This window comes from Streptomyces sp. NPDC046876, from assembly GCF_040645035.1.
In the GTDB taxonomy this organism is placed as follows: domain Bacteria; phylum Actinomycetota; class Actinomycetes; order Streptomycetales; family Streptomycetaceae; genus Streptomyces.
Genome location: NZ_JBEYXK010000021.1, coordinates 1 through 21,741 on the forward strand (window position 1 = coordinate 1; position 21,741 = coordinate 21,741).

At 73.7% G+C, this 21,741-nt stretch carries 19 protein-coding genes and 1 pseudogene; 6 read left to right on the forward strand and 14 right to left on the reverse strand.

Features of this window, described 5'->3' with window-relative positions:
* Positions 1 to 415 precede the first annotated feature (415 nt).
* Positions 416 to 1,045, reverse strand: a complete 630-nt coding sequence (locus ABZ924_RS14635; RefSeq protein ID WP_361908560.1) for an NUDIX hydrolase — start codon at positions 1,043 to 1,045, stop codon at positions 416 to 418.
* Positions 1,046 to 1,143: 98 nt separating this feature from the next.
* The gene (locus ABZ924_RS14640) at positions 1,144 to 2,793 is read right to left on the reverse strand and encodes a CTP synthase (RefSeq protein ID WP_361908351.1); all 1,650 of its coding nucleotides are present in this window, start codon (positions 2,791 to 2,793) and stop codon (positions 1,144 to 1,146) included.
* A gap of 506 nt (positions 2,794 to 3,299) precedes the next feature.
* Here ABZ924_RS14640 and ABZ924_RS14645 point away from each other — a divergent pair.
* On the forward strand, positions 3,300 to 5,105 hold the full coding sequence (locus tag ABZ924_RS14645) for a glycoside hydrolase family 15 protein (protein ID WP_361908354.1): 1,806 nt from the start codon (positions 3,300 to 3,302) through the stop codon (positions 5,103 to 5,105).
* Positions 5,106 to 5,229: 124 nt separating this feature from the next.
* A complete protein-coding gene (locus ABZ924_RS14650; RefSeq protein ID WP_361908357.1) occupies positions 5,230 to 6,612 on the forward strand; it encodes an FAD-binding oxidoreductase in 1,383 nt (460 codons plus the stop codon).
* A gap of 1 nt (position 6,613) precedes the next feature.
* Here ABZ924_RS14650 and ABZ924_RS14655 read toward each other — a convergent pair whose 3' ends face one another.
* Positions 6,614 to 8,242, reverse strand: a complete 1,629-nt coding sequence (locus tag ABZ924_RS14655) for an NAD(P)/FAD-dependent oxidoreductase (protein WP_361908359.1) — start codon at positions 8,240 to 8,242, stop codon at positions 6,614 to 6,616.
* 12 nt (positions 8,243 to 8,254) lie between these two features.
* A complete protein-coding gene (locus ABZ924_RS14660; RefSeq protein WP_361908563.1) occupies positions 8,255 to 9,718 on the reverse strand; it encodes an APC family permease in 1,464 nt (487 codons plus the stop codon).
* A gap of 308 nt (positions 9,719 to 10,026) precedes the next feature.
* Here ABZ924_RS14660 and ABZ924_RS14665 point away from each other — a divergent pair, with 308 nt between their 5' ends.
* Positions 10,027 to 11,646 (forward strand): PucR family transcriptional regulator, encoded by a 1,620-nt coding sequence (locus tag ABZ924_RS14665; protein ID WP_361908362.1) that lies wholly within the window; start codon positions 10,027 to 10,029, stop codon positions 11,644 to 11,646.
* Between the two features lie 539 nt (positions 11,647 to 12,185).
* On the opposite strand, the gene ABZ924_RS14670 is transcribed toward ABZ924_RS14665, so the two are convergent.
* From ABZ924_RS14670 to ABZ924_RS14695, 6 genes are all read right to left on the reverse strand, one after another.
* Complete coding sequence (locus ABZ924_RS14670) at positions 12,186 to 12,941, reverse strand: carbonic anhydrase (RefSeq protein WP_361908365.1); 756 nt, start codon at positions 12,939 to 12,941, stop codon at positions 12,186 to 12,188.
* 129 nt (positions 12,942 to 13,070) lie between these two features.
* The gene (locus ABZ924_RS14675; RefSeq protein ID WP_361908368.1) at positions 13,071 to 13,361 is read right to left on the reverse strand and encodes an SHOCT domain-containing protein; all 291 of its coding nucleotides are present in this window, start codon (positions 13,359 to 13,361) and stop codon (positions 13,071 to 13,073) included.
* 124 nt (positions 13,362 to 13,485) lie between these two features.
* On the reverse strand, positions 13,486 to 14,151 hold the full coding sequence (locus ABZ924_RS14680; RefSeq protein WP_361908370.1) for a response regulator transcription factor: 666 nt from the start codon (positions 14,149 to 14,151) through the stop codon (positions 13,486 to 13,488).
* Positions 14,148 to 15,374 (reverse strand): sensor histidine kinase, encoded by a 1,227-nt coding sequence (locus tag ABZ924_RS14685; protein ID WP_361908373.1) that lies wholly within the window; start codon positions 15,372 to 15,374, stop codon positions 14,148 to 14,150. The genes ABZ924_RS14680 and ABZ924_RS14685 overlap by 4 nt, the downstream gene beginning before the upstream one ends.
* 123 nt (positions 15,375 to 15,497) lie before the next feature.
* Positions 15,498 to 15,932 (reverse strand): YdeI/OmpD-associated family protein, encoded by a 435-nt coding sequence (locus ABZ924_RS14690; RefSeq protein WP_361908376.1) that lies wholly within the window; start codon positions 15,930 to 15,932, stop codon positions 15,498 to 15,500.
* 59 nt (positions 15,933 to 15,991) lie between these two features.
* Positions 15,992 to 16,405, reverse strand: coding sequence for a VOC family protein (locus ABZ924_RS14695; RefSeq protein ID WP_361908378.1), 414 nt, complete (start codon positions 16,403 to 16,405; stop codon positions 15,992 to 15,994).
* A gap of 294 nt (positions 16,406 to 16,699) precedes the next feature.
* On the opposite strand from ABZ924_RS14695, the gene ABZ924_RS14700 reads away from it, so the two are divergent.
* Entirely contained in the window at positions 16,700 to 17,458 is a 759-nt protein-coding gene (locus ABZ924_RS14700; RefSeq protein WP_361908381.1) for a 3-hydroxybutyrate dehydrogenase, read from the forward strand.
* Positions 17,459 to 17,587: 129 nt separating this feature from the next.
* A complete protein-coding gene (locus ABZ924_RS14705) occupies positions 17,588 to 18,277 on the forward strand; it encodes an HAD family acid phosphatase (protein WP_361908384.1) in 690 nt (229 codons plus the stop codon).
* Positions 18,278 to 18,307: 30 nt separating this feature from the next.
* Here ABZ924_RS14705 and ABZ924_RS14710 read toward each other — a convergent pair whose 3' ends face one another.
* From ABZ924_RS14710 to ABZ924_RS14725, 4 genes and pseudogenes are all read right to left on the reverse strand, one after another.
* Positions 18,308 to 18,943, reverse strand: a complete 636-nt coding sequence (locus tag ABZ924_RS14710; protein WP_361908565.1) for a response regulator transcription factor — start codon at positions 18,941 to 18,943, stop codon at positions 18,308 to 18,310.
* Positions 18,943 to 19,397: pseudogene (locus ABZ924_RS14715) on the reverse strand (ATP-binding protein); the annotation flags it as partial. The pseudogene ABZ924_RS14715 and the gene ABZ924_RS14710, both read right to left, overlap by 1 nt.
* Before the next feature lie 287 nt (positions 19,398 to 19,684).
* The gene (locus ABZ924_RS14720; protein ID WP_361908387.1) at positions 19,685 to 20,701 is read right to left on the reverse strand and encodes an alpha/beta hydrolase; all 1,017 of its coding nucleotides are present in this window, start codon (positions 20,699 to 20,701) and stop codon (positions 19,685 to 19,687) included.
* Positions 20,702 to 20,760: 59 nt separating this feature from the next.
* Positions 20,761 to 21,363: a WHG domain-containing protein gene (locus ABZ924_RS14725; RefSeq protein ID WP_361908389.1), complete on the reverse strand. Its 603-nt coding sequence runs from the start codon at positions 21,361 to 21,363 to the stop codon at positions 20,761 to 20,763.
* Between the two features lie 113 nt (positions 21,364 to 21,476).
* On the opposite strand from ABZ924_RS14725, the gene ABZ924_RS14730 reads away from it, so the two are divergent.
* A complete protein-coding gene (locus ABZ924_RS14730; RefSeq protein ID WP_361908392.1) occupies positions 21,477 to 21,620 on the forward strand; it encodes a DUF6126 family protein in 144 nt (47 codons plus the stop codon).
* The last annotated feature ends 121 nt before the right edge of the window (positions 21,621 to 21,741 follow it).

A 21,741-nucleotide genomic window follows, 5' to 3' on the forward strand; every position in this document is an offset into this window, starting at 1 on the left:
GGAGCGCGGCGCGGGCCGGGGGCCGCCGCGGCGCGGAGCCATGCCCCCCCCCACCCCCCCCCCGGTCCCCGGGGCACCGCCCCGGACCCCGGGCCCGACCGCTGCGCGGCGGGCAAGGCCCGCGCCCCGACCCGCCCGCTGCGCGGCGGGCAAAGCCCGGGCGCGCCGTCCTGCGGGCGGGGCGGGGTCCGGGGCGGAGCCCCGGGGAACCGCGCCCCGCGGACCGGACCGGGGTCCGGGGCGCAGGCCCGGGGAACGGGGGAAGGGCGGGGTGGGGCACGACCCCGCGAAGCGGCACCCGGGATCCGGCCCCGGCCCCGCCCCCGTCGGCCTCCGCCCCGGCGGGGGCGGCCCCGTCGGCAGGCTGGGCCGGGCGTGCAGGCCCGCGCCGCGAGCCGGCGTGCGGCGGGTGGAGTCAGGGGCGGTACGGGCGGGCCGGCCAGGCGGCGTCGGCCGGGCGGAGGGCGGTGAGGCCGCCGGGGGCGGCGAGGGCCGTGGCCAGGGCCAGGACGCCGGTGGCGAGGGCGGCGTTGCCGAAGCGGCCCTCCAGGACGCCCCGTACCAGGTCGGCCAGGGGGACGCGGGCCAGTTCCATGTCGGCCTCCTCGCCCTCCCCGGCGTACCGCTCGCCCTCCGCCTCCGAGAGGTCCCGCGCCAGGAAGACGCGGACCGCCTCGTCGGAGCCGCCCGGGGAGGCGAAGAAGTCCACCAGCACGTTCCAGGTCTCCGCCTTGACGTGCGCCTCCTCGTACAGCTCCCGCTGCGCCGCGTGCAGCGGGTTCTCCCCCGGCACGTCCAGCAGCCCCGCCGGCAGCTCCCACAGCCTGTGCCGCACCGGGTGCCGGTACTGCCGCAGCACCAGCACCGCCCCGTCGGCGTCCAGCGCCACCACGCACACGGAGCCGGGGTGCACCTGGTAGTCGCGGGTGGCCAGCGAGCCGTCCGGCATCCGCACCCGGTCCGAGCTGACGGACGTCTTCGCCCCCTGGAACGGGGTCCGGGAGTCGACGGTCTCCCACGACTCGGCGGTGTCTGCGATGCCCATGGCCATGCCCGGTGCCTTTCCACTACACGACTACGACGACGAAACGGCCGGGGCGAGGTGTTCCTCGCCCCGGCCGTCCACCGTATGCGGTCAGCAGCTCACTTGGCGGACTGCTGGCGCTCCACGGCCGCCTTCACCAGGCCCGCGAACAGCGGGTGCGGGCGGGTCGGGCGGGAGCGGAGCTCCGGGTGGGCCTGGGTGGCCACCAGGTACGGGTGCACCTCGCGCGGGTACTCGACGTACTCGACGAGCTTGTTGTCCGGGGAGGTGCCGGAGAAGACGATGCCGGCCTTCTTCTCGAGCTCGCCGCGGTAGGCGTTGTTCACCTCGTAGCGGTGGCGGTGGCGCTCGTCGACGTACGCGTCGCCGTAGACCTCGCGCACGATCGAGCCCTCGGCCAGCTTGGCCGTGTACATGCCCAGACGCATCGTGCCGCCCAGGTCGCCCGCGCCCTCGACGAAGGCGAGCTGCTCCTCCATGGTCGAGATGACCGGGTGCGGGGTGGAGGCGTCGAACTCGGTGGAGTTCGCACCCTCGATGCCCGCCAGGTTGCGCGCGGCCTCGATGACCACGCACTGCAGGCCCAGGCACAGGCCCAGCAGCGGGATCTTGTTCTCGCGGGCGTAGGTGATCGCGCCGACCTTGCCGTTGACGCCGCGGTCGCCGAAGCCGCCGGGCACGCAGATCGCGTCCACGTCACCGAGGACCGCGGCAGCGCCGGCCGGGGTCTTGCAGTCGTCGGAGGTGACCCACTTGATCTGGACGCGGGCCTTGTTGGCGAAGCCGCCGGCGCGCAGCGCCTCGGTCACCGACAGGTAGGCGTCGGGCAGGTCGATGTACTTGCCGACGAGCGCGACCTTGACCTCGTGGTCGGGGTTGTGGACCCGGTCGAGCAGGTCCTCCCACACGGTCCAGTCCACGTCGCGGAACGGCAGGTCGAGCTTGCGCACGACGTACGCGTCGAGACCCTCGGTGTGCAGCACCTTCGGGATGTCGTAGATCGACTTGGCGTCGATCGCGGCGACGACGGCGGCCTCGTCCACGTCGCACATCAGCGAGATCTTGCGCTTGATGGAGGTGGGGACGTCGCGGTCGGCGCGCAGCACGATCGCGTCGGGCTGGATGCCGATGTTGCGCAGCGCGGCGACGGAGTGCTGGGTCGGCTTGGTCTTCAGCTCGCCGGAGGGGCCGATGTAGGGCAGCAGCGAGATGTGCACGACGAAGACGTTGTCGCGGCCGACCTCGTGGCGGACCTGGCGGACGGTCTCCAGGAACGGCAGCGACTCGATGTCGCCGACCGTGCCGCCGACCTCGGTGATGACGACGTCGACGTCCTCGGTCGCCATGCGGCGGATGCGGTGCTTGATCTCGTTGGTGATGTGCGGGATGACCTGCACGGTGTCACCGAGGTACTCCCCGCGGCGCTCCTTGGCGATGACCGTCGAGTAGACCTGGCCGGTGGTGACGTTGGCCGAGCCGTCGAGGTCGACGTCGAGGAAGCGCTCGTAGTGGCCGATGTCCAGGTCCGTCTCGGCGCCGTCGTTGGTGACGAAGACCTCGCCGTGCTGGAACGGGTTCATCGTGCCGGGGTCGACGTTCAGGTACGGGTCGAGCTTCTGCATCGTGACCCGCAGGCCGCGCGCCTTGAGCAGCGCACCCAGGCTGGAGGCCGTGAGGCCCTTGCCGAGGGACGAAGCGACACCCCCGGTGACGAAGATGTGCTTGGTCGTCATGGATTTGGGCGGCATCGCCAAGAGGGGGCTCCCGTGGTCGCGAAGTGAGGTGCGTCCGGCGCCGGCCACCGTCGAACCGGAGGGTCTCAGGGGGCGCCGAAGCTGCGGTTTCGGGGTGCCTGATTCGCACAGGCAGACCACCGGTCCACGGGGTACCAGCCTATCAGCGCCCGGGCCGCTCCGCCTCCGGGCACGCCTGCGGGCACGCCCCGCGACGGCCGCCTGACGGGCTGCTACCGGCCCCCGTACAGCAGGTCCCGGCCAGGTCGTGGCCGGTCGGCGCCATCCTCACCCGTTCGGCCCAGCGCCATTGTCCCGAGACTTCAGGAGATCACTAGGGTGCCGTCATATCCTGCTCGGATATCGCTCCACATCGCCGCCGAGCAGTCCGGCAGACGGCGTAACCCGGCCGCATCCGGAATCATGAGCTCAGTGCGGGGGATCCACACACGGAAGACCGCGCAACCGCGCAATGCAAGCGCCCTTCGGGGCGGACGTGGCCGTTCGACTGGAGAAGCAACGTGTCCGGGCGCATCGAGGATTACGCACTGATCGGAGACACGCAGACCGCCGCCCTGGTCTGCCGGGACGGATCGGTGGACTGGCTGTGTCTGCCGCGTTTCGACTCGCATGCCGTCTTCGCCGGCCTGCTGGGCACCGAGGAGCACGGATTCTGGCGCATCGGCCCGGCCTTCCCCGAGGGGACGCAGGCGCCGCCCGCCGACCGCCGCCGCTACCAGGGCGACACGCTCGTGCTGGAATCCGAGTGGGACACCCCCGACGGCACCGTCCGCGTCATCGACTTCATGCCGCCCCGCGAGGACCACGCTCCCCAGCTGGTCCGCATCGTGGAGGGCGTCAGCGGGCGGGTCCAGGTGCAGTCGGCGCTGCGCATGCGGTTCAGCTACGGGCGCGTCGTGCCGTGGGTGCGCAAGGTGGACGCGCGCACCGTCGCCGTCGCCGGCCCGGACTCGGTGTGGCTCGACAGCGACGCGCCGACGTACGGGCAGGACCTGACGACGTACTCGGACTTCACGGTCGGGCAGGGCGACCGGATCGCCTTCTGCATCAGCTGGCAGGCCTCCCACAAGGGCGCACCGGAGACCCCGGACGCCGAGGGGGCCCTGACCGCGACCACGGCGTTCTGGCGCGAGTGGGTCGACCACTGCACGTACCACGGCCCCTACCGGGAAGCCGTGATCCGCTCCCTGATCACCCTCAAGGCGCTGACGTACGGGCCCACCGGCGGCATCGTCGCCGCACCCACCACCTCCCTGCCGGAGGAGATCGGCGGCGTCCGGAACTGGGACTACCGCTACACCTGGCTGCGCGACGCGGCCATCACCCTCTCCTCGCTGCTGCGCACCGGCTACCGCGAGGAGGCCCAGGCGTGGCGCGAGTGGCTGCTGCGGGCGGTGGCCGGCGACCCCGACAACCTCCAGATCATGTACGGGATCGCCGGCGAGCGGGAGCTCGGCGAGACCGAGCTCGACTGGCTGCCCGGCTACGAGAACTCCCGCCCGGTCCGGGTCGGCAACGGGGCCGCGCACCAGCTCCAGCTGGACGTGTACGGCGAGGTCACCGAGGCCCTGCACCTGGGCCACATGACCGGCCTGGCCCGCAACGACTACGCGTCCGACCTGCAGCTGAAGCTGATCCGCTACCTGGAGGGCCACTGGGACCAGCCGGACGAGGGCATCTGGGAGGTACGCGGCCCGCGGCGGCACTTCGTGCACTCGAAGGTGATGGCGTGGGTGGCGGTGGACCGCACGATCAAGCTGGTCGAGAGCGGGGACGCCGAGGGCCCTCTGGAGCGGTGGCGCGAGCTGCGCGACGAGATCCACCAGGACGTGTGCGAGAAGGGCTACGACAAGGAGCGCAACACCTTCACCCAGTCGTACGGGTCGAAGGAACTGGACGCCTCCCTGCTGCTGATCCCGCAGATGGGCTTCCTGCCGCCGGACGACAAGCGGGTCATCGGCACGATCGAGGCGATCCAGCGCGAGCTGTCCACCCCGGACGGCTTCATCCTGCGCTACCCGACGGCGGGCGAGGAGGCCGGTGTGGACGGCCTCGAGGGCGACGAGGGCGCGTTCCTCGCCTGCTCGTTCTGGATGGCGGACGACCTGGCGATGATCGGCCGTGTCGACGAGGCGCGCCACCTCTTCGAGAAGCTGCTGTCGCTGCGCAACGACCTGGGGCTGCTGGCGGAGGAGTGGGACCCGCGGCTCAAGCGGCAGGTGGGCAACTTCCCGCAGGCGTTCAGCCACGTCCCCCTGATCGACACGGCCCTGCGGCTGACCGCGAGCGGGGCGTACGGGGGCTGACCGGCCGGCGCCCGGCCGCCGCCCGGACGGCGGCGCGGCGGCGCCGCCGCGACGGCGCGCTGGGCAGGCAGAGCGCGCCTACGCTGGAAGGGTCTTCTGCCCTCTCCCGGAAGGGGGGGTCGTCATGGCGCCCCTCTCGAAGGCGGGCGCGGCCCTGACCGCGCTCCGCGAGGACCTGGCAGGCGAGGTCTTCGCCCCCGGCGACCCGGGGTACGACGAGGCCCGGACCGTCTTCAACGCCATGATCGACCGCAGGCCGGCCGTCATCGCGCAGTGCGACAGCGTCGCGGACGTGGTCACCGCGGTGCGGTTCGCCCGGGACCTGGACCTGCCGGTCGCGGTGCGCGGCGGCGGCCACAGCGTCGCCGGGATGGCGCTCAACGACGGCGGGGTGGTGGTGGACCTGCGCCGGATGCAGGAGGTGACCGTCCACCCGGCCGCCAAGGCGGTACGGCTGGGGGGCGGGGCCACCATGGGCCACCTGGACCGCGCCTGCCAGGCCTACGGACTGGCCACCCCGGGCGGCCGGGTCTCCACCACGGGCGTGGGCGGCTTCGTCCTGGGCGGCGGCGACGGCTGGCTGTCGCGCGCCTTCGGGCTGGCCTCCGACAACCTGCTGGGCGTCGAGCTGGTCACCGCCGACGGCACGGTCGCGGAGGCCACGGCCGAGGAGCGCCCCGAGCTGTTCTGGGCGCTGCACGGCGGCGGCGGGAACTTCGGCATCGCGACGGCGCTGACCCTGCGCCTGCACGAGCTGCCGGCCCTGGCCATCGCCATGGTGTTCTGCCTGCCGGAGTACGGGCCCCAGCTGGTCGCCACGTACCGCGAGGTCATCGAGACGGGCCCGGCCGAGACGGGCGGAGCCGCGCTCTACCTCACCGGCCCGCCGGAGGAGTTCCTGCCGGAGCACCTGGTGGGCCAACGGCTGTGCGGCGCGCTGCTGGTGTGCCCCGGACCGGAGGACCGGCTGCGCAAGCTGGCGGAGCCGCTGCTGGCGGTCCCGCACGAGGCGGAGATCGTCACGCCGATCCCGTACGCCGACCTGCAGTGCATGCTGGACGACCCGCCCGGGATGCGGAACTACTGGTCGGCGGAGTTCCTCACCGGCGTTCCGGACGCCTTCGTGGACGCGTTCTGCGCGCTGGGCGAGTCGATGCCGGTCCCTACGGGCACCCAGCACCTGGTGTGGCCGCAGGGCGGCGCCATCGCCGAGGGCGCGGGCGACTGGCCGCTGGCCCACCGGGACGCGGCGTGGGCGGTGCACCCCTTCGGGATCTGGGAGGACCCGGCGGACGACGGGCGGTGCCGGGAGTGGGTCCGGGACGTACGCGCCGGGGTCGCTCCGTGGAGCACCGGCGCGACGTACCTCAACTTCATCGGCGACGAGGGCGCGGAGCGGGTGGCGGCCGGCGTGGGCGCCGGCAACTACCGGCGCCTGGCCGGGGTGAAGCGGGAGTACGACCCGGACAACGTCTTCCGCTTCAACCACAACATCAAGCCGCTGTAGCTCAGGCCAGGGCGGCGATCACCTCCCGCGCCGCCCGCTCGCCCTCGGTGGCCCCGCCCTCCATGAAGCCCTGGAAGTCGTAGCTGCAGTGCTCGCCGCCGATGTGGACGTTGCCCTGCGCGGTGCCCTCGTACTTGGCGTAGCGGTGCAGGTAGCCGGTGGGCCAGTACGAGTAGGCGCCCAGGGAGTACGGGTTGCGGTGCCAGGCGGAGAGCTGGGCCCGTCCGGTCCAGACGGCCTTGGTGCCGGGGAAGAAGGCGTCGACGCCGCTCAGCACGCGGCCGGCGAGGTCGCGTACGTACGGGTCGGCCTCGGTGGCGAAGGGGCTGCCCGGGGTGAGCGCCCCGGCGAGGGAGCCGCCGCCGTACTGGAGCAGGATGCCGCCGCTGCCGGGCTGGACCTTGGTGGTGTCCCAGGTCTGCTGGACGGGCGAGTCGGTGAAGCAGTCGCCTGCGGAGACGCCGGGCCAGGGGCCGGTGCCGCGCCAGGGGCGGGCGCTGAACTGCATGTTGAGCTTGGTGCAGTAGCCCATCCGGGCGTCGCGCAGCAGGTTCTTCATGAGGGGGTCGAAGCCGGCGCCCGTGGTGTCGAGGCGCTGGAGGATCGGCAGGGGCACGCACAGCACGGTGTGGTCGGCGGTGACGGTGCGCACCGCGCCGGAGTCGTCGAAGGTGAGGGTCTGGGTGCCGTCGGCGTTGGCGCGCACGGCGACCAGCTCGCGGCCCATGACCAGCGTGCCGGGGTTCAGGGCGGCGGCGATGGCGTTCGGGAGGCGGTCGTTGCCGCCGGTGATGTGGTAGCGCTCGTTGGACAGGCCCCAGACGTTGAAGTTGCCGGGGTTGGGCTGGTAGCCCATCAGCAGGACCAGGGCGAGGGCGGACTGCGCCTGGGTGTCGGCGCCGTACTCGACGGCGTAGGCCACGTCGATGAACCGGCCGAGCCGGGAGCCGTGGCCGCCGGGGACGCGGGTCTCGATCCACTCGTACAGGGTCATGTTGTCGAGGGCGGTGCCCGCGGGGGTGGAGGAGTTCCAGGAGACCTCGCCGGAGTCCTGGAGGTCGCGGTGCAGGGCCTGGTAGACGGCCTTGAAGTCCTCGTCGGCCTGGGTCCGGGAGTAGTAGCCGCCGTTGAACCAGAGGACCTCCTCCGCCCCGTTGGGGCCGCCGCCGAGGAAGTCCTCGGTGGGCAGGTTGAAGCGGCGGCACAGCTCCAGGATCTTCTTGTGGCTGGTGTCGATCAGCTCGCCGCCGATCTCGGAGGTCTGGCCGTACGCCCAGTGGTCGCGCTGCGTCCACATGCGGCCGCCGACGCGGGCGGGGTTGGCCTCGTAGAGGGTGCAGGGGATGCCCGCGTCCTGGAGGGTGAGGGCTGCGGTGAGGCCGGAGATGCCGGCGCCGACGACGGCGACGCGGACGGGGCCGGTGGGCCGCTTCGCGGGGGCGGGTGCGGGGGCGGCGTACGCGGCGGCGGAGGGGGCCAGTGCGGTGCCGAGGCCGAGGGCGGCGGCCCGGCCGAGGAGTTCGCGGCGGGTGGAGCCGCGGACCTCGGCGGCGGGCAGGCCCAGCCGGCGGGCGGCGGCGTGTTCGGCGGCGAGCCGGCGCAGGGCGTGCATGAGGGGGGTACGGGCCATGGCGGCGGCTCCCTATCGGACGTGCGCGGCGGTCGGGTCGGACGGGGCGGCGGGGGCCGGCGGGGCGGCGGAGCCTTCGCGTTCGGCGGAGTCCTCCAGGACGATCCGGCCGATGATCTCGTAGCGGTCGGGGGCCTTGTGCTTGAGCCAGAAGCCGAGGGCCAGGCCGCCGAAGAAGACCGCGCCGACGATCCAGGGGATCAGCTTGAAGAAGAGGGAGCCGGCGGCGGCGCCAGCCGCGGTCTCCATGTTGAGCACCAGCAGGACCACGACGGCCGTCATGCCGATCCCGCCGAGCAGGGGCGCGGTGAAGGTCCTGAACCAGTGCCGGTCCTCGGGGTGGTTCTTGCGGAAGTAGCCGATGACGGCGAAGGAGCACAGGGTCTGCACGATCAGGATCGCCATCGTGCCGAGGATCGCGAGCAGCGTGTAGAGGTGCAGGTACGGGTCCTGGCCGGTGAGCCAGAAGCCGGCGACGAGGCCGACGGCGATGACGGTCTGCACGACGGAGGCGAGGTACGGGGAGCCGTGGCGGGGGTGCGTGCGGCCGAGGGCGGGGTGCAGGAAGCCCTCGCGGCCGATGGCGTAGAGGTAGCGGGCGGCGCACTGGTGGAAGGCCATGCCGCAGGCGAAGGAGCCGGTGAGCAGCAGCCACTGGAAGGCGTCGACGGCCCAGGCGCCGATGAAGGTCTTGGTCGGGGCGAAGAACAGGTCGAGCGGGCTGGCGGAGGCGGAGAGCGCGACGGACTCGTCGAGCCCGTTGCCGGCGATGGTCATCCAGGAGACGTAGATGTAGAAGAGGCCGACGCCGACGACGGAGATCAGGGTGGCCCGGGGGATGACGCGCTTGGGTTCGCGGGACTCCTCCCCGTACATGGCCGTGGACTCGAAGCCGACCCAGGACCAGAAGGCGAAGAACAGGCCGAGGCCGGCGGAGGTGCCGGTGAAGGCGTTCTTCGGGTTGACCGGCTCGAGGGGGATCCCGTCGGGGCCGCCGCCGGCGAGGAGGACGGCGGTGGCCACCGCGAAGAGGACGGCGATCTCCGCGACGAGCATCACCCCGAGGGCCTTGGCGGTGAGGTTGATGTCGAAGTGGGCGAGGACGGCGGTGACGGCGAGCATGGCGGCCGCGTAGGCGATCCAGGGCAGGTCGACGCCGAGCTGGTCGTGGACGGTGGTCTTGGCGAAGTAGGAGAAGACGCCGACGATCGAGGCCTCGAAGACGACGTACGCGAGGACCGCGAGCATGCCGGAGGCCATGCCGGCGATCCGGCCGAGGCCGTGCGAGATGTACCCGTAGAAGGCGCCGGCGGCGGTGATCCGCTTGGCCATGGCGACGTAGCCGACCGCGAAGACGGTCAGGACGGCGGTCGCGAAGAGGTATCCGGCCGGGGCGCCGGTGCCGTTGCCGAAGCCCACGGCGATCGGGAGGTTGCCGGTCATGGCAGTGATGGGTGCGGCGGTGGCCACCGCCATGAACACCACCCCGACCAGGCCGACGGAGTTGGCCTTGAGCCGCTGGACCTGCGGGGGCCCGGCCGGGGGCGGGGAGGCGGGGGACGGGGCGGGGGATCTGCCGGTGGTGCCTGCGCTCATGGCGACGACCTCGTTCCTGTCGGGAGGGGCGCCACTGTGGCCCGTACGTGATGCACGCCACAATCGGCACGCGGTCCGATAATCTCCTTGGAGAGCCGACGAGTTGTCGGGCCGGAAGGGGGCAACTCGGGCTCCGTGACCGGCCGGTGATGTGCCCGTAACCTCCGCGAGCGGTAGCGTCCCACGCCATGGAGAACCAGGGCGGGATCACCGTTCAGCGGGCGCTCGAGCTGCCCGGGCTGCGCAGCGGGCTGCCGGAGGTCGTCGCCTGCGCCGACCGGCTGGGCCGCACCGTGCGCTGGGTGCACGCGGGCGAGGTGCCGAACATCGCATCCCTGCTCAAGGGCGGGGAGTTGCTGCTGACCACCGGTCTGGGGCTGGGCACCCGGCCCGCCGAGCAGCGGGCCTTCGTACGCCGCCTCGCGGAGCGGGGGATCGCCGCCCTGGTCGTCGAGCTGGGGCCGCGCTTCACCCGGCTCCCGGCGCCCCTCGTCGAAACCGCGCGGGCGGCCGGCCTGCCGCTGGTGCAGCTGCACCGCGAGGTCCCCTTCGTCACGGTGACGGAGGAGGTCCACACCGAGATCGTCAACGGGCACTACGCGCTGCTCCAGCGGGCCGAGGAGGTCCACCGGCGCTGCACCGAGGCCCTGCTCAGCGGCGGCGGGATCCCCCAGGTGCTGCGCATCCTGGCCGACTTCACGGCCAACCCGGTGTTCCTGGAGACCCCCGACGGCCAACTCCTGTACGGGGCGGGCCCGGTGGGCGCCGAGGCCGCTGCCGACCCGCTCCAGGTGTGGGAGGGGCTGCGCGGGCAGCGCGAGGCGGAGCCGTCCGCGCACGCGGTGGTCGTCGACGTCCCCGGCGGCGGCCACGGCACCGGCTCCGTACGGGCCCGGCTCGTGCTGCTCGGGGTCTCGGCGCCGCTGCTGCCGGTGCACCGGATGGCGGCCGAGCGGACGGCCGGCGTCCTCGCGGTCGTGTTGATGCAGGCACGGCAGGAGGAGGAACTCGCCGCCCGCGGCCGCGGCGACTTCCTCACCGACCTGGCCGAAGGCCGCATCTCCGCCGAGGACGCACCGGCGCAGGCGCGGGTGCTCGGCTTCAAGCCGGGGGCGGGGCCGCTGCTGCCGGTGGTGATGCGGCTGTCGACGGACCTCGGGCCGTCGGGTAACTGGGCCGTGCTCGCCCGCGCCGTACTGGAGGAGCTGGCCTCGGTCGGCGTGCCCGTGCTGCTCGGGGTGCGGCCGGTGGAGGGGCGGGTGCCGCTGCTGGTGTCCCTGCGCACCGAATCCGAGCGGACCGCCGTCGCCGACCGGGTCGCGGCCGCGCTGCGGGCCGGGGTGGAACGGGCCGGACTGGACCGGGCCGCCGCCCCGCCGGCCGTGGTGGTCGGCGTCGCCGGCAGCTGGGCCGCCGCCTCCGCCGGGCTGCGGCACGCCGCCGAGACCGCCACCGCCGCGCACGGGCTGCCGGCCCGGCCGTGGTACGACGCGCGGCGGCTCGACATCGACCTGCTGCTGTGGCGGTTGCGGGAGCATCCCGATCTGGCGGCGTTCGTGGACCGGGCGATCGGACCCCTGCGGGTCCACGACGCCGCGTCCCGGCCGCCGCTGCTGCCGACCCTCGAAACGTACCTGGCCCATGCGGGCCGCAAGGCCGAGACCGCGCGCGAGCTGCACCTGAACCGCCAGACCCTGTACAACCGCCTGGCGCGGATCTCTGAGCTGCTGGGCACGGACCTGGACGACCCGGAGACGGTCCTCTCCCTGAGCCTGGCCCTACGAGCCCGCCGCCACGCGCCCTCTTGACGCGCCGCTCGCACCGCGCGGCGCCGGGGGCGCCTTACGGGCTTCGCGGCGCTGCGCCGGACTCCGTCCGGCGGGCGTCGGGCGGCAGCCCGCCCCTGGCTCCCGCTGCGCGGAGCAGTCCCCTCCCCGCCCCTTCCCGAAACCAGGGGCTCCGCCCCGGCCCCGTTCCGGGCGCTTCGCGCCCGGTGCGCTCAAACGCCGCGCGGGCTGGATATTCCAGGCCCGCCGGCGTTTGAGGCGCGGGGTTTGGGGCGGAGCCCCAAGAAACCCGGCTCCGCCGGCCACCGGGCTGCGAAGGGCACGCTGCGCCCAGGGTGCCTGGCAGCCGTTGCCGCCTGTTGTCGGAGCCGGGTCCGGCACATCCAGCCCCGCCGGCGTTTGAGGCGCGGGGTCCGGGGCGGCGCACCGGAAAGCCCGGTCGGCTCCGCCGACGCCCAACGCCCGGCCCGATCGAGGCTTCCGCCGACACCCGGGACGGGGGTCCGAGGACCGGCCCCGGCTGCCCACGTGGCCGGGGCCGGCGCGGGCCGGAGGTGGGGTTACGGCGTCAGGAGGCGGACGCGCTGGTCGCGGAGGTCGTAGCGGGCGGCGGCGACCGCCAGGCGGCCGGCCGCGATCGCCCCGGCGAGGTCCGCCTCGGCGGCGAGCCGCTCCCGCGTCCGCCGGGCGTGCGCGTCGATCGTGGCGGCGACCCGCGCCTCACCGTCCGCGCCGCGGTCGATGGACGGCCGGATCTGGTCGGCGAGGTACTGGATGTGCGCGGGCAGCCGCTCCCCGGTCTCGTCGGCGTGGACCGCGGCGCCCACCGCTCCGCAGGACTGGTGGCCGAGGACCAGCACCAGCGGTATGTGCAGTTCCAGCACCCCGTACGCGATGCTGCCGAGCACCGCCTCGTCCAGCACCTCGCCCGCCGAACGCACGGTCAGCAGGTCGCCGAGCCCTTGGTCGAAGACGAGCTCCGGCGGAACCCGGGAGTCCACGCAGCCGAGCACGATCGCGAAGGGGTGCTGGCCCTGGGTGAGCCGGGTCCGCACGGACGGCGACTCGTTCGGGTGCTGCTGGCGGTACGCGCGCCAGCGCCGGTTGCCCTCGGCCAGTCGGCGCAGCGCCTGTTCGGGGGTGGTGGGCCGGTCGCCGGTGTCCTCGGCGGCCGGGCCGGCCGGGGCGGCGGCGGCCGGGAAGGCGGAGCCGAACGCGAGCAGGGAGCCCGCGGTCGCCGAACCGGCCACGGCGGCGCGCAGCAGACCCCGGCGACTGGTCGCAGGTACGGAAGCTGTCTGAATGTTCGAATCCATCGCGGGACGGTATCCCGCACCCCGGCCCCTCCCGGGGGGAACGGCCGGGGATGGCGGGAAACCGACCGCGATCGGGCTCGAATGAGACTCCCATCTCAGGATGCGGGCGATCGAAGATGCCGGCCCGCGTCAGTCGCCCTTGCGTCGGCGGCCGAACTGCTCGTCCAGCACGGACAGACGCCGCCAGTACTCGTCCTCGTCCATCTCACCTGCCGCGAAGCGCCGCCCCAGGATCGCAATCGGCGAGTTCTCGCCGTGCGCCGCCCCGGGCGCCGACGCGGCCCACGGACCCCGCGGGCCGCGGCCGCCGCGCCACACCGTGCGGCGCAAGGCCGTGACGACGCCGATGACGACGACCGCCCAGACCAGCGGGAAGAAGAGGATCCACGGGCCGGGCCCGCCGTGAGCCAGGGTGTTCATCTCGGTTCAACTCCTCGGACGTGGTTGCCCTGTCACCTCCGAGCCTGGCTCCGGGAGGGTGCCCCGGTCGTCGTACGGGCGGCGGCACCGCCCGTACCCCTCGGGGAGTAGCCGCCGGCGCGGGTCAGCCGAGCCAGCCGGGGCGGACCAGCCCCGATTCGTACGCCAGCACCACCAGCTGGGCCCGGTCGCGCGCGCCCAGCTTGACCATGGTCCGGCTGACGTGCGTCTTCGCGGTCAGCGGGCTCACCACCAGGCGGCGGGCGATCTCGTCGTTGGACAGGCCCATGCCCACCAGGGCCATCACCTCCCGCTCCCGCTCGGTCAGCCGCTCCAGCCCCTGCGCCGCGCCGGGGGCCTTGGAGCGCGCCGCGAACTCCGCGATGAGCCGGCGCGTCACCCCGGGCGACAGCAGCGCGTCGCCCGCCACCACCGCCCGTACGGCGCGCAGCAGTTCGTCCGGTTCGGTGTCCTTGACGAGGAAGCCGGAGGCGCCGGACCGGATCGCCTCGAAGACGTACTCGTCGAGTTCGAAGGTGGTCAGCACCACCACCTTCACGGCGGCCAGTTCCGGGTCGCCGGTGATCTCGCGGGTGGCGGCCAGGCCGTCGCGCACGGGCATCCGGATGTCCATCAGGGCGACGTCCGGGCGCAGTTCGCCGGCCCGGCGCACCGCTTCGGCGCCGTCGGCGGCCTCGCCCACGACCTCCATGTCCGGCTGCGCGTCGAGCAGGGCGCGGAACCCGGCCCGGACGAGCTGCTGGTCGTCGGCGAGCAGGACGCGGATCACCGGTCCTCCTCCCCGGGCGCTGCGGGTACGGGGCCGGGCTCCGGCTCGGGGAGCGGGAGGCGGGCCAGCACGCGGAAGCCGCCGTCCGGGCGGGGTCCGGCCGTGACGGTGCCGCCCTGGGCCGCGGCCCGCTCCCGCATTCCGGTCAGGCCGGTTCCGCTGCCGCCCGCGTCGCCGCCGGTGGCGGGGCCGTCGTCGTCCACCTGCAGTTCCAGTGTGCACGGGCCCGGCGGGCGGCCGATGCGGATCCGGGCGGTCCGCGCCCCCGAGTGGCGCACGACGTTCGTGAGGGCCTCCTGGAGGATCCGGAAGGCGGCGAGGTCCGCACCCGGCGGCAGCCCGCGGCTGGCTTCCTCCCCCTCGACGCGGACCGTGAGCCCGGCCGCGGCCGCCTGCTCGACCAGCTCGGGCAGCCGCCCCAGCCCGGGGGCGGGCGTCCGGGGCGCCTCGCCGGGGGCGCGCAGGGTGTCCAGCACCTGCCGGACCTCGCCGAGCGCCTCCCTCCCGGCCGCCCTGATCGCGATCAGCGCGCTGCGGGCCTGCTCGGGGTCGGTGTCGAGGAGCGCCAGGCCCACGCCCGCCTGCACGTTGATGACGGAGATGCTGTGGGCCAGTACGTCGTGCAGCTCGCGGGCGATCCGCAGCCGCTCCTCGTCCGCCCGGCGCCGCTGCGCCGCGGCCCGCTCGGCCCGGTCGCGGGCCCACTGCTCGCGGCGTACGCGCACCAGCTCGCAGGCGGCCAGCACGGCGATCGCCCAGGCGGTGACACCGGCCTCGGCGCTCCACGGGAGCGGGCCGTCCCCGGCCGGCGGCAGCGATGCGTACAGCCGGTGCGCGATCAGCAGGTGCCCGGCCCACAGCGCCCCGACCGCGGCCCAGGCGGCGTGGCGGTGCCCGGAGCCGACGGCGGCCAGGCAGGCCACGGCGACGCTGACGACGACGGGGCCGTACGGATAACCGCCCGCGAGGTAGGCGAGGGTGACGGCACAGACCCCGTACAGCACGGCCACCGGGTACCGGTGGCGCAGCAGCAGCAGCGCGGGGCCGAGCAGCAGCAGGGCCCGCCCGAGGACCCCGAGCGGCTCCCGCTCCGGCTGGAGCTGCTGCGCCCAGCCGCTGCCGGCCTGTGCGAGCACGGCCACGGCCAGGGAGGACCGCCACGGCAGCCCGCCGCCCGCGCCGGCCCGCTCCACCCGGTGCCGCTCCCGCCGCCACTCCGCCATGCGGCCACGCTAGTGCCGTGCCCGAGCCCCCGTCGTCCGCCGCACGGGGCGACCCCCCGTACTCCCTGCGGAGTACTCGACACCGGTCGTCGAGGCGGCGCTGCCGAAGCTGTCGCCCGGGGGTCAGCCCCGCAGGGTGGCGATGGCCTTCTCGATACGCCGTCGGCGCGTCTCGGGCTTCTTCGCGCTCTCGATGGCGCGCACGTGCTCGCGCCTGTGGCTGTACGCCAGGTTGTCGTAGGCGGCGCGGGCGTCCGGGTCCTCGTCCAGGGCCCGGGCGAAGTCCGCAGGCTCGACCACGACGCGCGGCTCGGTGTCGAGCTCCAGCTCGACGTCGACCTCGTCGCCGATCGCAACACCCGCGGCCCGCCGGTTGGCGTTGCTGAGGCCGAGCAGGTGGCGGCCGCGCAGGAGGGCGACCCGGCTCTTCCAGGAATGCCCGTTGACCGTGATCGTCACCGGCGGCCGCGCGCCCGCGCCGAGCGCCGCCACCACCTCGGACGGAACTTCCAGACCCCGCATGGGCTCGGGGGGCTCGACGCAGGCCCGAAACTTCATGATCTCCTCCTGTTCGTCCTGCCGGTTCCACCGCGGATCCTGTGAGACCAGGAGCGCGGCTACTCCGCGTAGGGCTGGTCGTCTCCCCGGGCGCTGTAGCCGAGACTCCAGATGTAGCCGTCCGGGTCGGCGAAGGTGCCGCCGTACCCGCCCCACGGCAGAGCGGCGGCCGGCTTGAGCACCGTGGCGCCGGCCTTCTCGGCCTCCGCCATGATCTCGTCGACCCGCGTCTCGCTGCGGACGACATAGGTCAGGACCAGTCCGCTGAAGCCGCTGCCTTCCCCGTCCGTGCCCACCTGGTCGGCCAGGCCTTCGCGGCTGTAGAAGCCGACGGGCGAGGCGCCGTCCGATTCGAAGAACACCGAGATGCCGAAGTCGCTCTTGACCTTCCAGCCGAGCCCCTCGGTGTAGAACTGCTTGGCCCGGTCCATGTCCCGGACGCCGAGGAGGATCGAGCTGACGTGCGCCTTCATGTCTTGCTCCTTGCGCTGTGGATGTGTGGGTGCCGGACATCTGGTTCGCCGGTCAATCGGTATGGCAGGGCCGCGAGTTAGGACGGCCTGTGGCGAGCGGCGCGGTGGTGATGTCCATGGCGAGAAGGCTAGGGGCGGCTCCGTGAACCGCGCTTCTCGATTTCTGATCGATCCCGATATCCCCGGCGGCCGGCCGCGCGGGGAGGGGTGTGGTGGAGCGGGCCATCTTTCGGGGCCGGAGAGTGGTGGGCGGCGCCATGGGCCGCGGGGGGCCCGGCTTTCTAGGGTTCGGGCATGGATAGCCAACTTGCTTCTCTGCGGGGACGTACCGCGCTGGTGACCGGCGGTGGCAGCGGCATCGGCCGGGCCTGCGCGGTCGCTCTGGCCGAGGCGGGCGCCGAGGTCCACGTGGCCGACGTCCACGCGGACTCCGCGCACGCCGTGGCCGCCCTCGTGGGCGGTCAGGCGCACGTCGTGGACCTGTCCGACCCGGCCGCTGCCGATCGGCTGCCCGCCGCCGTCGACGTCCTGGTCAACAGCGCCGGGCTGCAACACGTCGCGCCCCTCACGGACTTCCCCGTGGAGCGCTTCACGCTCATCCAGCAGGTGATGGTCACCGCGCCGTTCCTGCTGCTGCGCCGCACGCTGCCGCACATGTACGCGTCGGGCTGGGGCCGGGTGGTGAACATCTCCAGCGTCCACGGGCTGCGCGCCAGCGCCTACAAATCGGCCTACGTGGCCGCCAAGCACGCCCTCGAGGGGCTGAGCAAGGTCGCCGCGCTGGAGGGCGCCCCGTACGGGGTGACGAGCAACTGCATCAGCCCCGGCTACGTCCGCACCCCGCTGGTGGAGGCCCAGATCGGGCAGCAGGCCGCCGCCCACGGGATCAGTCCGGGCGACGTGGTGAAGGACGTGCTGCTGACCCGGTCCGCGATCCGGCGGCTGATCGAGCCCGAGGAGGTGGCGGCGACCGCGCTGTGGCTGTGCGGGCCGCACACCGGGCACGTCACCGGCAGCTCCTTGTCGCTGGACGGGGGGTGGGCCGCCACCTGAGCGGTCGGGCGGCGACCGGCGTTCACCCGTGCGCCTCGAGAAATTTCCTACCGACCGGTAGACATGTGGCGTGATCTTGCGGATTCTGGCCGCGTACATGCCAAATCCCGCCACGAGGAGCGCCCCCACATGCGCAGCCGCCGCACCCGCAACAGCAACCGCACCTCCGTCCGCACCCTCGGAGCCGCCACCGGCACGGCGGCGGCCACCGCCGTGCTGCTGCTCGGCCCTGCCGCCTCGGCCGAGGCCGCCCCTGCCGCCACCGCCGCGACCGCGACCGCGTCCGCGTCCGCGCCCGGTGGCAACGCGGCCCTCCTCGGCATCGACTACGCCACCTGGAAGCGCGACGTCGCCGCCGTCATGGCCCCGGCCCGTCCGTACGTCGAGCAGCGCATCGCACAGTCCCCCGCGGGCGAGAAGCCCGCGATCGTGCTGGACATCGACAACTCCTCGCTGGAGACGGACTTCCACTGGTTCTGGACCGTCCCGACGCCGGCGATCGCCGAGGTCCGCGACCTGACCCGGTACGCCAACGAGCACGGCGTCGCGATCTTCTTCGTCACCGCCCGCCCCGGGATCATCGCCTCCCTCACCGAGCGCAACCTCAAGCAGGTCGGCTACCCGGTCTCGGGGCTGTACGTCCGGGACCTGCCGGACCTGTTCCAGGAGGTCAGCGCGTACAAGACGGCCAAGCGCGCCGAGATCGAGGCCCGCGGCTACACGATCATCGCCAACATCGGCAACAACCAGAGCGACCTGGTCGGCGGTCACGCCGAGCGCACCTTCAAGCTGCCGGACTACAACGGCAAGCTCTCCTGACCCTCCCGCGCCGGGGCCGCCGCCGCCCGGCTACGACTCCAGGTAGCGCAGGACCGCCAGGACGCGCCGGTTGTAGTCGGGCCCCTGTTTCAGGTCCAGTTTGTCGAAGACCGCGTTGAGGTTCTTCTCCACGGCGCTCAGCGAGATGTGGAGCTGATGCGCGATGGCCGTGTTGGTGCGGCCCTCGGCCAGGGCTTCGAGAACGCTGCGTTCGCGCGGCGTGAGGCGGGCCAGCGGGTCGGTGTGCGTGGTGCGGACCAGCAGGCGGCGCACCACCTCGGGGTCGATGGCCGCGCCGCCGGCCCGGATCCGCTCCAGGGCGTCGAGGAACTCGTCGACCTGCGCGACGCGGTCCTTGAGCAGGTAGCCGACCCGGTCCGCGCCGGCGGCGAGCAGCTGGGCGGCGTACGTGTGCTCGATGTGCTGGGAGAGCACGAGGACGCCGACCCCGGGCCGGCGCTCGCGGATCTCCAGGGCGGCCCGCAGCCCCTCGTCGGTGTGGGTCGGCGGCATCCGGATGTCCAGCACGACGACGTCCGGTTGCCGCTCCCGCATCTCCTCCAGCAGCGACGCCGCGTCCCCGAACGCGGCCGGAACCTCGTGTCCTTCCTCGACGAGCAGCCGTACGAGGCCCTCCCGCAGCAGGGCCGAGTCCTCGGCGATCATCACGCGCACGGCAGCTCCGCGGTCACGGTGGTCGGTCCCCCCCCGGGGGGCTGTCGATGTGCAGGGCGCCGTCGAGGGCGGCCACCCGGGTGCGCAGGCCGCCGAGCCCGCTGCCGGCGGGGTCGGCGCCGCCTTTGCCGTCGTCCTCGATGCGGACGGCCAGGACGGCGCCGCTGCGGACGACCCGTACGGCGATGGCCGAGGCCCCGGAGTGCTTGGCCGCGTTCGTCACGGACTCCGAGACCACGAAGTAGGCGGCGGTGGCAAGGGGTTGGGGCAGCTCGCGGCCGCCGGTGTCGTACGCGGTCCGTACGGGGATCACACAGCGTGCGGCCACCCCGCCCAGCGCCTCCTCCAGGCCCAGGCTGTCCAGCGCGGCCGGGTAGACCCGCCAGGCCACCTCCCGCAGTTCCGTCAGGAGCTCCTGGGACTCCTGGTGCGCCTGGCGCAGCAGCACGAGGCCGGCGGCCCAGCCGGCGATACCGTCCGCGGGCTGCTCCGGCAACGGTGCCGCTGCCGCCGCCGATGCCGCGACGGACCACTGCGACAGCGACGATGCCGACGAGAGGGCGGGGTGCATGTGCGCCTCCAAGGGGGGCGGGATGGCCGTCCGGGGCAGCTTCCCCGGACTCCCTCCAACCTAGGAACCGCAGTTCAGGGCCGGTATGGGGGTTTCCGCCCGGCCGGGTGGGGCTTCCCGCGCCCCGCACCGTGCGGGAAACCGCACCCCGCCCACGGTGGTCAGTCGAGCAGTGCCGTGAGGCGCCGGGCGAAGTCCCGGGGCTCCTCGACGGCTCCGAGGTGTCCGCCCGGGAATTCGACCAGCGCGCAGTCCAGCAGGTCTGCGAGGCGCACGGCCGGACCGTACAGCGGCAGCTGGTGGCGCGAGTCCCGGCCCACTGCCAGGACGAGCTTGCCGGCGACCGCGCGCAGGGCGGGTAGGTCCGGGATGCTCGACGAGAACGGGCACAGGACGTGCTCCAGGAAGACCGGCATGTTGGCGTACATCCGGTGGGCCATCGCCTGGATCTCCGGGGCCGGTTCGGCGGGCTCGGCGGGCTCGGCAGAGTCGGCGGACTCTGCGGGCTCTGCAGGCTCTGCGGGCTCGGCGGGCTCGGCGGGCTCGGCGGGCTCTGCGGGCTCTGCAGGCTCTGCGGGCTCTGCGGGCTGCTCCCCCTTGCCCGCGTGCCGGTCCTGCCGGTCGCGCCCGGCGTCGAGTCCCTCGCTGAACCGGGCCATGGCCGCGGCGACGCCCTCGGAACGGGCCGTGTCCCGCACGTCCGCGAAGAGCGCGCGGTGCGGGGCGGGGTCGTCCAAGAGCTCCAGCAGCGGCGGCTCGTGCGCGATCAGGCGGCGTACCCGCCCGGGGTGCCGGGCCAGCAGGTCGACCGCGGTGATGGCACCGGAGCTGCAGCCCATGACGAACGCCTCCCCCTCGGGCGAGAGGTGTTCGAGCAGCCGGCGGGCGTCATCGCTCCAGACCGGGAGCTCCTGGTCGGCCGGCGGGCCGTCGAGCCGGCTGCGGGACATGCAGCGCTGGTCGTAGGACACCACGGTGTAGCGGTCGGCGAGTTCCGCGGTGAGGGCCGCGTACATCCCGGCGTCGCCCGCGCCGCCGGGTATCAGCAGAAGGAGCGGTCCGCTCCCCTGGACCTCGTAGTGGAGGGTGGCGCCGGGGACGTCGAGCGTCCCGGTGGTCGGCGTGTGCGCGCGGGTGTGCGTGTGCGTGCCGGCGTGCGTGTCGTGCGTGTGGGTCACTTGCTCACTGACTCCCCGTCGAAGGCCCGGTAAGGCCTGGTGGTGGTTGGGCCGCCGGCTCATCCGGCCGCGCCCGCGGACGCGTCGTCCTCGCCGTCCCCCGGCCAGTTCTCCAGCAGCCGGTGGAGGGCGTCGAGCGAGCGGGTCCAGGACTCCGCCACGGGGCGCGAGTGCCCGAAGCCGCCCGAGAGTTCGAGGTGGACGTAGCCGTGGAACGTGCTGCGCAGCAGGCGGCCGGCGTCGGTGAGGTCCGGCTCGGTCAGGCCGTAGGCGCGCAGCATGCCGTACGTCAGCTCGACGCTGCGGCGGAAGCCGACGGAGTCGGCGACCTCCTCCGGGGCGAGCTGCATCTGCGTGGCCGCGTAGCGGCCGGGGTGGGCGAGGGCGTAGTCGCGGTAGGCGTCGGCGAAGGCGACGAGCGCCTCCTTGCCGGCGCGGCCCGCGACGGCGGCGGCGATGCGCTCGGTCATCTCCTCGGACGCCAGCAGGGCGATGCGTACGCGCAGCTCGCGCAGGTTCCGCACGTGCGAGTACAGGCTGGCGTCCTTGACGCCGAAGTGGCGCGCGAGCGCCGACACCGTGACCTTCTCCAGGCCGACCTCGTCCGCCATGACCGCGGCCGCCTCCGCCAGCCGGGCCACGGTGATTCCTGCGCGCACCATGCGACTGCCTCCCGCTTCCTAGGACCTCTAGTTTTGAACCTAGCACATCAAGTAAAACCCCTACCGGAACAAGGCGACGGTTAGACTTGCGGCCGCGACGAAGAGGAGTCCCCATGAGTCAGCCCCAGCCGGCGGACGACGAGACCTGGAAGGGCAAGGGCGTCGCCCTGCGCGCCTTCTTCTACATCTTCGGCACCCACTTGTTCGCCGGATTCGTGTGGCTGCTGTTCTACCTGGGCGATCACGCCCAGAAGTGAGCCGTTCAGGACCTCTCGCACCGCGCCCGGGCCGGGCCGCTGGGCCATCCGCATCACAGCCCGTCGAACGGGGGTGAGCCGGGCCGCGAGGCTGGAAGGGATCCTCCGAAGCCCCCGGTCC